Origin of the sequence: Collinsella sp. HCP28S3_E9, assembly GCF_052065455.1 — a bacterium.
Classification (GTDB): domain Bacteria; phylum Actinomycetota; class Coriobacteriia; order Coriobacteriales; family Coriobacteriaceae; genus Collinsella.
The window spans coordinates 82,543-94,984 of the sequence record NZ_JBQHTZ010000003.1 but is presented as its reverse complement, the minus strand read 5'-3'; the positions used below and the strand labels follow the sequence as shown (position 1 = coordinate 94,984).

The window sequence follows — 12,442 nt, the reverse complement described above, 5'->3', positions numbered from 1 at the left end:
TATGCCAAACGCCTGCTCTTATACCCACGCGCCGGCAAATAACACAGGCTACTCCCAGGCTCCCCATACATCGGGGCAATAACCGACGGTGGCCTTTTTGCCGTTGCGCACGATGGGCTCGGCCAGTACCTGCTGATTCTCGAGCAGCTTATCAAAGCGCTGGCTGGGAGTGAGGTGCTGGATAAGTGCGAGTGTCTCCTCGTCCTTGGCTTTGGGGTTGAGCAGCTTGTCGATGCCGCCGACCGCCTGCATCACGCTCGTGAGCTCGCCTTTGCTCATCTCCTTTTCCTTAAGGTCAATAAACTGCACCTTAATGCGGCGCTCCTTAAAATAGCGCTGGGCCTTCTTGGTATCGAAGGACTTTTTGGTGCCGAAGATTTGCACGTTCATGTATCTGTTCCGCCGTTCTAACGAACGGCGGTCACCTCGACGCTGCAAAGCCATCTGATGGGCAATCTGCCTTTCAATCGTCGGGCGCGGGCAACAGCCCAGCGCCCTCCTCTTTCAAGGCACCTTGCCTCATCAGCTGGCTTTTCGCTGACATTGATAGAACATCGAGGTGACCACCGCTGGACTTATCGAATGAAGTTGGTGCGCTCGCGATCGGCTTCGGGCGCGCTGATGCCGGCGGCCTGTCCTGCTTCGATACATTGCAGGAGCCAGGCCATGTTCTTGCCGATGTTGCGCATGGTGGCAAGGCCCTCGGCATCCCCATCGGCGTCGCCGGGCACGCGACCAAAGACGTTGTTCCAGTACGTGGAGGCGACTACGGGCATCTGGTTGATGGTGAAGTACTTGTTGAGCACATCGAAGGTGGTCGACGTGCCACCGCGACGGGCGACAGCGACCGCGGCGCCGGGCTTGTGCGCAAAGGCGTGCCCGCCCGCATAGAAGGCGCGATCGAGGGCCGAAAGGATGCGTCCGCTGGGGTGCGCATAGTAGACGGGTGAGCCAAAGACAAAGCCGTCTGCCTGCTCAGCGGCAGCGATGAGCTCGTTCACCACGTCGTCGTCAAAGGTGCAGCGACCGCCAAGCTTGCCGCACTGGCCGCAACCGATACAATCGCGAATGGGCTTGGCGCCCAGCTGAAACACCTCGGTATCAATGCCTTCGGCATTGAGCTGCTCGGCGACTTCGGCGAGTGCGCGGGCGGTGTTGCCGTTTGCCTTGGGACTGCCATTGACCAAAAGAACCTTCATCACAAACTCCCTCTGCTGTCGGTGACTTCTGCGGAGGATTATCGCACGAGAGGGCAGATGGCGTGGGGAGCGATGTGAAACGGCTTGTGTTTCACATCGCTCCCCACGACGCTAGTCCAGCTTGGTGCCCGGTACTTGCGGCGCCTCTTCAAGCAGCGCTTTGAGCTCGTTCAAAATGGAAACGGGCTGTCGGTCGACAGCGTCTAGATGAAGTGTCGCCACACGAATGGGCGGCTGATATTCAAATGAGCCAAAGAGCACGGGCGACCCCAAGAATCGCTCGATTTCGTCTGCGATCGCGTCGGTCTCTTCGGGATCAAAGTCGTCGAAAAGCGCCACGAACATTGGTCCCGTCGAGCGGAACAGACGACCCTTGCCGCGCGAGCATTCCATAAGGCAGGCGGCACTTTCTGCCAAAACACGGTCGCCCGCATCAAAGCCAAAGCGGGCATTGACCTGAGCGATATCGTTGATTTTAATGGCAATAAAGCCTGCCTCGCGCGCCACGCGACGCATTTCACCAATGGCGTTGACCAGGGCGTGAATATCGCCTAGGCCAGTCACGGAATCTGTCGTATCTGCCAAGCTTCGGTTGATGATAATGCCCACATACATGCTGGGCTCGGTATCGGTGCCGTCCAAGCGGTAGCCCGTGCAGTCGCAAAGCGCGTATTTTCCGGTGGCATCCATTACGCGATACTGCATGTAATGGAAGTGCCACGTGCCGTTTATCACCATGTCGAGCTCGGCGCGCACGTTGTCGCGGTCCTCGGGATGAACGCGGGCGAGCCACATGTCGAGTGAGTTAAAAGGGTGCTGGGAGGGCAGGTCAAAATCGCGCACGGCGTTAACCGACCATTGCGATTCTCCCGTATCGAGGTTAAGGATGAACGGATAGCGCGTCTCGGAGCTCATGGAGATCGCTTGGAACACCCGGTCGTTGCAGGGAAGCTGATCGACGATTGGGCGTTGCGGCGCGTCATTGTCTTTCGGTTGCTGCACACGATGCATAAGCTTATAGCGATACATCTTGCGATCGGCATCCATCGTCATCTGGCGACGCGTGTCGCCGGCAAGTGGATCGACGCGCGAGCAGCCAAAGCTAAAGCTGGCGATCATGGGCGCCTTGCCACCTGAGCTCGCCTCGATCAGCCCGGCACGTACCTGCTCCAAGCGCTGCTCGAGTTCAGTCTCGTTTGCGGAGAGCGAGATAAGCACAAACTCGTCTCCACCGATACGGAACAGCATCTCATCGTGCTCCATGGTTTCGGAGAGTGTGCGGCAAATACTCAGAATATAGCGATTGCCTTCGGCGTGGCCAAACATATCGTTGCAATGCTTGAGATGGTCGATGTCAATATAGGCGCAGGTGAAGGGGTCGCCTTTGCGCCAGAGCTGCTCGACGTGACGGTCGAGTCCGCCGCGGTTGCCCAAGTTGGTGAGCGGATCGATATAGGCGTTGCGCTCAAGCAGCTGGCGCTCTTGTTGCAGGATGGCATACGTCTTTTGTAGTTGCTCACCAACGGCGCGTAGCCCAGCGGGCAGCGCGGCAACATCGAGTTCGGCGGTCGAGATGCCATTCGCAAGTCGCTGAAGATAGGCAATAATCGATTGCTCGCCCATGCGGTACGACTCGTTCATGATGGATAACCTCCTTGGGCAGGACAACGGTTTGTATCATATCCCCAATTCGGCTTGGATTGGGGATATGAGTTAGCCATGGGGACAAATGCTTCCTTCGACGGTGGCGTTTTGCGCGCGAGCGTATCAGTTGTTATTGCCGCCATCGAGCAATGCCTCAAAATCCTTTGCCTGCATGGGTCGGTAGTAGAGGAAACCCTGAGCGTAGCGGGCGCCCATGTGGCGTAGCATGTTTGCCTGCTCATTTGTCTCGATGCCTTCGATTACAACGGGCAGATGGAGCGACTGCGCCATCTCGAGCATCGATGACACGATCCGCGCGCTGCGGCCTTGATCGCGGTCGGTGGGCACAAAGGTGCGGTCGAGCTTGATGACGTCAACATTCACGTTCCTGAGCATCGCGAGCGTGGACTGGCCGGTACCAAAATCGTCCATATAGGTCGAGAAGCCGCGGGTGTGCAGATCCGCGGTCAGCTTATCCACGGCCTCGGACTCTCCGGTATAGGCGGTCTCGGTGATCTCGATACGCATGAGCTCGGGCGGCAGGTTGTATTGAGCGGCGAGCGCCCCCATATGTTCGGCAACGTCGCAGGCAAGAATGTCCACGCGCGACACGTTGAGGGAGATCGGAACAACGCGAAGACCGCGATCGAGACGCTCACGAAGCCATGTGGCAACGCCCTGCCAAACATATTTGTCGAGCGTTACCACAAAGCCGCTTTCCTCGAGAGCGGGGATAAAGGTGACAGGTGAAATGAGGGATCCATCCTTGTCAATCCAGCGTGTGAGCGCCTCGGCGCCAATGATCTCGCCGGTTTCCATATCGACCTGGGGCTGCAGGTAGTAAGTGATGCGGCCGTTTGAGAGCGCATACTGGAACTCGGTTAGCGTGTGGTGGAACGCAACCTCATGCTCGTATTCCTCGGGGCGGAAAACGGCAATGCGCTCCTTAAAGTCGTTTTTGGCGCGTCGATTGGTAAACATGGCCTTGGCCTGGGCATCAATGGTGATTTCCTCGCTCGCGTCGATGGGGCATACGCCCATGGACGGCCAAAAGCCTACGCCGTCGTCGTGCTTGGCTACAGCCTCGCGCACGCGCGCATAGACTCGGTGAACGAAATCGCGCTCAAAGGGTATGAGCAGACAAAAGTCGTCTTGCCCCCAGTATCCCGCGACACCCATGTCGGCGTTCTCGATATCCTTGAGCACCGTGCCCACATCGGCAAGCATACGGTCGCCTTCGGCCTGTCCATACCATTCGTTAAATAGGCGCATGTGGCCCATGTCGACGGTGGCGATACACCAAGCGCCGTCGCGCTTTGCCTTGATGAAGGCATTGGCACGGCGCATAAACTCGCTGGGTCGGCAGAGGCCGGTGAGCATATCGATGCGTTCGGCGATTGCGCTTTTGCGCTCGATCTCGGGTATAGGGAGGCTGTCGTTGGGGACAAGCCCGCCAGCCGTGCGAAGGCGACGGTCGAGTTCGCGCAAAACAGCAGATGTTTGGTAGTCCAGGCGCTCGTAAAAGACCGGGGCGACAATGCAAACGGGAGTGATGGTGTCGCCCGCGATTTGAACGGGGGCAAAAATGGTCTCTTTTAGACGATGGGTCAGGAGTTCAAATGCCCCGTGGTCCAAAGCGTTGCTGAGCACGACGAACTGGACACTTCGTGAACGGAAGACGCGACTCCTACCGCGGGTGATCGACAGCATACGGCTTGCGTATTCGGCAAGCATGCTGTCGACCGCCTCGGCTCCATAGAGCTCGTTGAGCTTCGTCGTGCCGCGAACGCGCACGGCGATGAGTCCTGTTTTGCAGCGGTCACGGCGACAGGCATCGATAGCGTTGACCAGCATACGCTGCGTTCCAAGCCCCGTGGCGGCGTCGACGGTCTCGGCAAGGGAATGATTGACGAGCTCGCCGACATAGAGCGAGGGCTCGTTTTCGCTCCCATCGATGCGAAAACCGCGAGCACGGCAGAGCACGTAGTCGCCTGTGGCGTTGCGTACACGATACTGCATGACTCGATGGTGCTTGGAGCCGTTATAGACTTGGTCGAAGTCGTCGGTAAAAGCCTCAAGGTCATCGGGATGGACGCGCTTTTTCCAGTAATCGCGACAGTTGTCTATGTGCTCTGAAGGAAGTCCGAGATCGCGCAAGGCACCTTGTGACCAAAGGGTGCGATGTTTGTCCAAGTTCTCGATAAAGAAATAACGACCTTCGTTGAGCATCGAAAAGGCGTCGAAAACACGGTCGCTTATTTCGAAGTCGTCGGTATGGACTTGCGTGATATTGCGTCGATCGAGGTGCAAGGCATGGCGTAGTTTGTAGTCGTACATGCGATGGTCGGCATCGAGCGTCATGCGATTGGGGGCTTCGCCCAGGGCGGGGTCGGCGTGGGACACTCCGTAACTAAACGAGTGGGGCATCCCGGAATCGTTGTTGTTGAGCAAGATTGTTCGGCAGTGTTCCAGACGATCGGCGAGGTCGTCCTCGGTTGCAATCGTAGAGAGGATGGCGAACTCGTCGCCTCCCAGTCGAAACGCCGCCTCGTCCACCTTCATATACAGCTTGAGATAGAGGCTTACCTGCAAGATGTAGCGGTTGCCCTCGTCATGCCCAAAGACGTCGTTGCAGTGCTTAAGGTTATCGATGTCGATAAAAGCCATGGTGACGGGCAGTTCCTGCTCCCAGAGCTCCTCGAGGGAACGGACAAAGCCGCCGCGGTTGCCAAGTCCGGTAAGCTGGTCGGTAAAGGCGGTCCTGATCAGATCGTCCTGACGTTCAAGAAGGTCGCGGACGGTCTTTTCGAGCGTCTCGGTGTAATTGCTGACAGTATCCATGTCGTAAGCGGCTTTCTGAGGTCGGGCGAATTGCGTCGGGCGAGCTCGTTGTGCACACGCGTTGTTGTTCGGCGCTTTGCGTGTATCCAGGCCCCGCCTCGCTGCGTTGTTGGGTTAATTTACCGGCTAATGTTTGCAGTTGATAACTGCTGAGTAGTATAAACAACAGCGCAGAATTATATATGGGTGCCCATGCTGTGCGCGGCCATTATTCGCTAAACGGTACCGCAATGATGAGATGTCCGATAAAAATGCGACTGAGACGCTATATGTTGACGGGTATACTTGTCCCGGTTTTAAACGCAGGAACGGAGATGGTCGCATGACACAGCCGGATACGACGCGCACGGTGGGGCTTGCACTCGAGGGAGGCGGCTACCGCGGTATGTATACGGCGGGCGTACTCGATGTCTGGATGGAGCACGGCTTAACTTGTGACCATATGGTGGGTGTCTCGGCGGGTGCGGCGTTTGGGTACAATTTTAAGTCACGCCAGATCGGTCGCGCCATTCGGTATAACAAGGCCTATTGCGCCGACAAGCGCTATGCGAGCGTGACAAGCTGGTTGCGAACCGGTGACATGTTCAATGCCGATTTTGCCTATCATGAGGTGCCGCTTGAGCGCGATCCTATCGACTTAGAGGCGTATCGTGCCTGTCCTATGCGGTTTACGTGTGTGTGCACCGATATCGAGACGGGTGAGGCCGTCTATCACGACCTGCCGTATGGCGATGAGCGCGATATCGAGTGGATTCGGGCATCGTCGGCGATTCCCGTGGCGACCAAACCCGTTCGGATTGACGGACATCGATATCTGGATGGCGGCGTGGCCGATTCCATTCCCAGTGCGTGGTTATTCGAACAGGGGTATGACCGCAACATCGTGGTGCTGACGCAGCCGGCAGGCTTTGTAAAGCAGCCGAACAGTTTGATGCCCATGCTGCGACGTGTGTTCCGCCACTATCCGAAGTTTGTCGAGGCGCTTGAACGCCGGCACGAGGTATATAACGCTGCACTCGACGACCTGGCGCGTCGCGAGGCCAGCGGCGAGGTTTTCGTGGTGCGTCCGAGCGAATCGGTGAAGGTGCCATCGCTGTGTCGCGAGCCAGAGGAGCTCGAGCGCATCTACCAGGTCGGTCGTCGTGATGCGGCCGCGACCTTGTCGGCGTTGGAAGCATATCTGGCAGAGTAGGGCAAACTGCAGAGCCCTCGGCGGAAAGTGCGTCCCAGAATTTGCGTCTGGAATGGGATGCAGTTTCCCAATGGAGTCGCATGCGGAAAACGCATCCCAGAATGGAGGTCCAAACTGGGATGCGCTTTCCGCTATTGAAGATATGAGGCTGCGAATCAGCTGCTCGGCCTATGCCTATGCCTGCTGCCAGGTGTCGACAAGCTCCTTGGCTGCGGCATGGGGGTCGTCAGCGCTGCAGACGGCGCTCACCACAAAGAAGCCCTCGACGCCGGTGGCCTTGAGCTGCGGCAGATCGGCTTTTTTGACGCCGCCGCCGACCACGATGGGAACGGGGCTTGCCTCATGGAGCGCGGCCAGGTCCTCAAAGCTCTTGGTGATGATGGAGCCATCTGCCGCGCGTCCACAGTCGCGCTTGGTCTCGGTCTCGTGGAGCGGGCCGATGCCCAGGTAGTCGACTAGGCTCATGTCGGCGGTCTTGACGTACTCGAGCATTTCCTCGCAACGGGCCGAAAGGCCCACGATGGCATCGGGGCCCAGAAGCTTGCGGCAGACCTCGACGGGAATATCGCTCTGGCCCACATGCACGCCGTCGACGGCGATACCCTGTTCGCGTGCGGCGAGTACGCAGTCCAGACGGTCGTCGATAAGCAGGGCGACCTTGCCGGTCTTGCCGGCGCGAGCGATAGCCTGCGCGGCGTCGCCCGTCAGCGCGATGATCTCGCGGGCACTTGCCACCTTGGAGCGCACCTGGATGCAGGTAAAGCCGGCATCGAGCGCCTGCGCTACCACATCGCCCACGGGACGTCCCAGCGTGTTTTCGGGGCCGAGTACCAGATAGGCCGAGATATCAAGGTTATCGCGGATGCTCATCGTGCTTCCTCCTGCTTTTTGATCTGAGCTTCCATGCGCTCGAGTTTGCCGGTCATGGTGTCGGTAAAACCGGGTCGAATATCGGCTTTGAGCACGACTTCGGTGCGGATGCCCTTGCTTGCCAACACAAAGGTTGCGTCGCGTACGACCTGCATGACCTCGTCCCAGTCGCCCTCGATCTCGGTGAACATCGAGGTGGTGCGGTTGGGAAGGCCGCTCTCGCGAATGACGCGCACGACCTCGGCGACCTCGGCGGACAGCTCGTCGCCTGTGCCGCACGGGGCGATGGCTACGGCGACGAGCGTGTTCATGTCGGCAGCGGTTGCGGGTTCGGACATGGCTTATGCCTCCTCGAGCTCGAGGTGGTTATTCGCAATATCCTGAGCGGTCGCGCGGTAGAGTTCGTCGATAAAGGCGACCTTAAAGCTTGCCGGGGCATCAGCGACAGCGGCGGCACGCGTGCCGGCAACGTTGTAGACAGCGGTACCGCAGATGGCTGCCGTAAACGGATCGGCGGCGCAAGCGTACACGGCCAGGACTCCGCCCTGCGAGCAGCCACAGCCGGTAATCTTGGACATGAGCGGGCTGCCGCCGTGGGACTTGGCCACGGTCGTGCCGTCGGTAATCAGGTCGACTTCGCCCGAGACCACTACGGCGCCGCCGGTGTAGCGGGCGAGTGCCACGGCAGCGCCGCGGGCGGCGTCGACCGTATCGGTGGTATCGACACCGCGCACGCGGCTCAGGTCAGCCGCCTCGCCTTCAAGACCCCACAGGCCGGCGAGCGCGATGATCTCGGAGGCGTTGCCGCGCACGATGGCGGGCTTGTACTGCTTGAGCTCGTTTACCAGCTGGGTGCGCAGGCTACCGATGCCCAGGCCCACCGGATCGAGCACCCAGGGTTTGCCGGCGTCGTGTGCCGCTTTGGCCGCACGGGGAATCGTCTGCTCGTAGATGGGGAAGAGCGTGCCCATGTTGAGATAGATGGCACCGCCGCCGGCAACGAGCGCCTCGCCCTCGTCGGGCAGATAGACCATGGCGGCCGAACCGCCTACGGCGAGCTGCGCGTTGGCGACAAAGTCGATCGTCACCGTGTTGGTGATGGAGCCGGCCATCGGGTTGGTGGCGCGAATCTCCTCCACGGCCTTGACCACATTTTGTTTAAGCTGTTTCGAATCAATCACTGCACATGCCTCCTTGGCATAGAAAAGGGGCGCTGTGCATAGACAGCGCCCCTGTAAAGGCGGCATGCTCCCTACGCCAGCATTAACTGACAGGTTCAAAGGATTGGGCCCCATGCCCTCTCAGCCTTGTGGTTTGCACCGCCGGCACTCCCGCATCGAATCTGTTGTTCCCTATACTAGCGCACCTGCCAAAAAGGGACAGGTTTATTTTGGCAGGTGGCAACTGGGGCGTTGCATTTTCCCAGATAAAACCTGCCAAAATAAACCTGTCCCTTATTGGCAGGTCGCTACAATGGATACGGTGAAAATGACTGGGGGACTCTATGATCAAACTTGTGCTGACCGATATGGACGATACGTTGATTCCAGCCGGGCATGACGGCGCCAGCGACTACGCCATCGAGGGTATTCATGCCATGCAGGCGGCGGGCCTGCACTTTGGCCCGGTTTCGGGCCGTCAGCCTTCCGCGATGGGCTGGATGTTTCGTAATCGTTCCGAGTGCTTCTCGACCGGTGCGTTCTGCAACGGCCAGGTCATGTTTGTCGACGGCGAGGTGATAGCCTCGCATGCGACCGATAACGCCGCCCTTATTCGCTTGGCTGACTACTTGGAGCAAGAGACCGATGATACCTATCTGAAGGTCTACAGCTTGGGTGATGACTTTTGGGACAATGACGCCTATTGCGTGACGAGCGATCCCGAGCGCGTGCGTCGCGCTATGGAGTCGGGCGGCAATGCGTGGCTCAAAGGCGAAGAGGCCCCGTGCCGTCCCGTTGTCGGTGACGCGCCGGTGTTCAAGGCGAATATCTGGAGTGCCCGTTCGCGTGAGGGGCTCGCGGAGCTACGCGAGCGCGTTGCCGCCGAGGTGCCGGAACTCTCGCTCGTGTTTCCCAACAGCCGCGTGCGCCTTTTCGATATCTTGCCGGCTGGTTGGGACAAGGGCTGTGCCACGCTGGAGCTGGCGCGTGCTTTGGGCCTGACGCCCGACGAGGTGGCGGTGTTCGGCGATTCCGATAACGATCTGCCCATGATTAATGCCGTTCCCAACTCCGTTGCAGTCGCCAATGCCAATGAGGCCGTCACGGCTGCCGCGCGTTGGCATATCGGCGCCGCGGCAGACGATGCGGTTGCCGGGGCTCTGCATCAGATTGCCGCCTGCGCCGCGGCGGGGGAGATGCCGTCGTTTATGCGCCAGATGGACGCGACGGGTCTTGGCGTCACGAACGTCTAGGGAGAAAGTCATGAAGCTTCAGCAGCTCAGGTATGTTGTTAAGGTTGCCGAATGCGGCAGCATCACCGAGGCCTCGCGCCGGCTCTTTGTGTCGCAGCCTTCGATTACCGCCTCGATTCGCGATCTCGAAAACGAGATGGGTGTGCACATCTTTGAGCGCACCAACAAGGGCGTCATTGTGTCCGAGGAAGGCGAGACATTCTTGGGCTACGCGCGCCAGGTACTCGATCAGGCCGACCTGCTCGAGGGTAAGTACAAGGGTGCATCCGAGCAAGTGCCGCACTTTAGTGTGAGCTGTCAGCATTATTCCTTTGCCGTTAATGCGTTTGTCGACGTGATCCGTGAGTTCGATGCAGCGCGCTACGACTTTACCCTGCGCGAGGAACAGACTCACGAGATCATCGAAGATGTCGCGCACATGAAGAGTGAACTGGGCATTCTGTACTTATCCGAACATAACCGCGAGGTTATCGAGCGCATGCTGGCGGCCAACGAGCTCGTATTCGAAGGACTCTTCTGCGCCACGCCGCACGTCTTTGTATGCGCCGACCATCCACTGGCGGACCACGCCAGCGTGACGCTCGAGGACTTGGAAGACTATCCGTTCCTATCCTACGAGCAAGGCAGCTACAACTCGTTTTACTATTCCGAGGAACTGACCTCGACGTTTGAGCGCCGCAAGAATATCCGCGTGCGCGACCGTGCGACCTTGTTCAACCTAGCCATGGGTCTCAACGGCTACACGGTGTGTTCGGGCGTGATTAGCCACGAGCTTAATGGTCCCGGTATTATCTCGATTCCGCTCGATGTGGATGAATACATGGAGATCGGCATTATCACGCGCAAGAATACGACGCTCACGCGCTATGGACAGGCTTATGTCGAGGCCATCCGGAGGCATATCTAACCGGTAGCGTTTGATGTTGCTGTCTTGAGCTGTCGAAATGGATATAGGAAAACTATATGGCAAACATATATAAACGCATATTTTACGATAACCAGGAGTGCGCTCATACTCTTTCTCGCTAAAGCAGTCCATGCAAAAGGAGATTCCTATGAGCAATTCCACCCAGCTCAAAGCGCCGTTTCGCGCCGATATCGTCGGCAGTTTTCTTCGTCCGCAGGCCGTAAAGGACGCCCGCGCTGCCTATGCGGCAGGCGCGCTTGATGCCGAGGGACTTAAGGCAGTCGAGGACGAGGCCATTCGCGATTTGGTGGCAAAGCAAAAGGCCGCCGGCCTGCAGGTCATCACCGACGGCGAGTTCCGCCGCAGCTACTGGCACCTCGATTTTATGTGGGGTCTCAACGGCATCGAGCGCCGCACCTCGCGTACGGGCTATATGTTCCACGATGAGGAGACTACCGCCGACACCGCCGTGGTGACCGGGCCTATTAGCGGCGAGAACCATCCGTTCGTCGAGCACTTCAAGTTTGTCAAGGCGCTCGAGGGGGAGGGCCAGGTTGCGCGGCAAACCATTCCGGCGCCGATCCAGACGTTCTCCGAAGTCACGCTCGACCGCTGCGATGGCCAGCAGGAGAGCCTGCGCGCCGTCTACAAGACCGACGAAGAGCTCGCCGATGCCATCGCCGCAGCATACCGCACCGTGATTGCCGATCTGTATGCCGCGGGTTGCCGCAACATCCAATTTGATGACTGCACCTGGGGCATCTATTGCGATACTGACTTTGTGTCCAAGACCGGCATGAGCCCGGTTGACCTGCAAAAGGTGAGCGAGCTGGGCGTGGCGCTCAACAATGCCGCCATCGCGGGTAAGCCTGACGACTTGGTGATCAATACGCATGTATGCCGTGGCAACTACCACTCTACTTATGCCTTTGAGGGCGGCTATGATCCCATCGCCCCGTACCTGTTTGCGCATGAGGACGTTGACGCGTTCTATCTGGAGTTCGACACTCCGCGCGCCGGTGGTTTTGAGCCGCTCAAGTACGTTGCGCCCGGTAAGAAGGTCGTGTTGGGTCTGGTGACCACCAAGGCAGCCGAGCTCGAGGACGAGGACGCGACCGTCGAGCGTATTCATGAGGCAGCAAAGTACGTGCCGCTTGAGAATCTGTATCTGTCTCCGCAGTGTGGCTTTGCCAGCTGCGAGATTGGCAACAAGCTGACCGAAGGCGAGCAGTGGGCAAAGATCGCGCTGGTCAAGCGTATTGCCGAGCGTGTTTGGAAATAGCGGTACCGTTTGCAAGTGACGGCGCGTGCGAGACATGGCGTATCGCGTACAATGGTTCGGACCGTATCGTTCGGGCAGGTTATCCGCTATGCCC

At 58.7% G+C, this 12,442-nt stretch carries 11 protein-coding genes and 1 riboswitch; of the genes, 4 read left to right on the top strand and 7 right to left on the bottom strand.

The window, feature by feature from the left end; genetic code table 11:
* Positions 1–48: 48 nt before the first annotated feature.
* From ACTNA2_RS02480 to ACTNA2_RS02465, 4 genes are all read right to left on the bottom strand, one after another.
* On the bottom strand, positions 49–390 hold the full coding sequence (locus tag ACTNA2_RS02480) for an arsenate reductase family protein (RefSeq protein WP_055252194.1): 342 nt from the start codon (positions 388–390) through the stop codon (positions 49–51).
* 185 nt (positions 391–575) lie between these two features.
* Positions 576–1,199 (bottom strand): flavodoxin family protein, encoded by a 624-nt coding sequence (locus ACTNA2_RS02475; protein WP_427728306.1) that lies wholly within the window; start codon positions 1,197–1,199, stop codon positions 576–578.
* Between the two features lie 111 nt (positions 1,200–1,310).
* A complete protein-coding gene (locus ACTNA2_RS02470; protein ID WP_441048516.1) occupies positions 1,311–2,840 on the bottom strand; it encodes a diguanylate cyclase domain-containing protein in 1,530 nt (509 codons plus the stop codon).
* 126 nt (positions 2,841–2,966) lie between these two features.
* On the bottom strand, positions 2,967–5,684 hold the full coding sequence (locus tag ACTNA2_RS02465) for an EAL domain-containing protein (protein WP_441048515.1): 2,718 nt from the start codon (positions 5,682–5,684) through the stop codon (positions 2,967–2,969).
* Between the two features lie 322 nt (positions 5,685–6,006).
* On the opposite strand from ACTNA2_RS02465, the gene ACTNA2_RS02460 reads away from it, so the two are divergent.
* Positions 6,007–6,876 carry a patatin-like phospholipase family protein gene (locus ACTNA2_RS02460; protein WP_441048514.1) on the top strand — a complete coding sequence of 290 codons (870 nt, stop codon included), beginning with the start codon at positions 6,007–6,009 and terminating at the stop codon, positions 6,874–6,876.
* Between the two features lie 174 nt (positions 6,877–7,050).
* Here ACTNA2_RS02460 and ACTNA2_RS02455 read toward each other — a convergent pair whose 3' ends face one another.
* From ACTNA2_RS02455 to thiM, 3 genes are read right to left on the bottom strand one after another with little or no spacing between them, the layout of a single operon-like run.
* Positions 7,051–7,746, bottom strand: a complete 696-nt coding sequence (locus ACTNA2_RS02455) for a thiamine phosphate synthase (RefSeq protein ID WP_441048513.1) — start codon at positions 7,744–7,746, stop codon at positions 7,051–7,053.
* On the bottom strand, positions 7,743–8,084 hold the full coding sequence (locus tag ACTNA2_RS02450; protein WP_427719764.1) for a thiamine-binding protein: 342 nt from the start codon (positions 8,082–8,084) through the stop codon (positions 7,743–7,745). The genes ACTNA2_RS02455 and ACTNA2_RS02450 overlap by 4 nt, the downstream gene beginning before the upstream one ends.
* Positions 8,085–8,087: 3 nt before the next feature.
* Positions 8,088–8,927, bottom strand: a complete 840-nt coding sequence (gene thiM / locus ACTNA2_RS02445) for a hydroxyethylthiazole kinase (RefSeq protein ID WP_370450622.1) — start codon at positions 8,925–8,927, stop codon at positions 8,088–8,090.
* Between the two features lie 51 nt (positions 8,928–8,978).
* Positions 8,979–9,089: riboswitch (TPP riboswitch) on the bottom strand.
* Between the two features lie 161 nt (positions 9,090–9,250).
* Here thiM and ACTNA2_RS02440 point away from each other — a divergent pair.
* The 3 genes from ACTNA2_RS02440 (at position 9,251) to ACTNA2_RS02430 (ending at position 12,348) form a co-directional block, all read left to right on the top strand.
* Positions 9,251–10,159, top strand: a complete 909-nt coding sequence (locus ACTNA2_RS02440; protein WP_441048512.1) for an HAD-IIB family hydrolase — start codon at positions 9,251–9,253, stop codon at positions 10,157–10,159.
* Positions 10,160–10,169: 10 nt separating this feature from the next.
* On the top strand, positions 10,170–11,066 hold the full coding sequence (locus ACTNA2_RS02435; protein ID WP_427796141.1) for a LysR family transcriptional regulator: 897 nt from the start codon (positions 10,170–10,172) through the stop codon (positions 11,064–11,066).
* Between the two features lie 148 nt (positions 11,067–11,214).
* Complete coding sequence (locus tag ACTNA2_RS02430; RefSeq protein WP_441017185.1) at positions 11,215–12,348, top strand: 5-methyltetrahydropteroyltriglutamate--homocysteine S-methyltransferase; 1,134 nt, start codon at positions 11,215–11,217, stop codon at positions 12,346–12,348.
* The last annotated feature ends 94 nt before the right edge of the window (positions 12,349–12,442 follow it).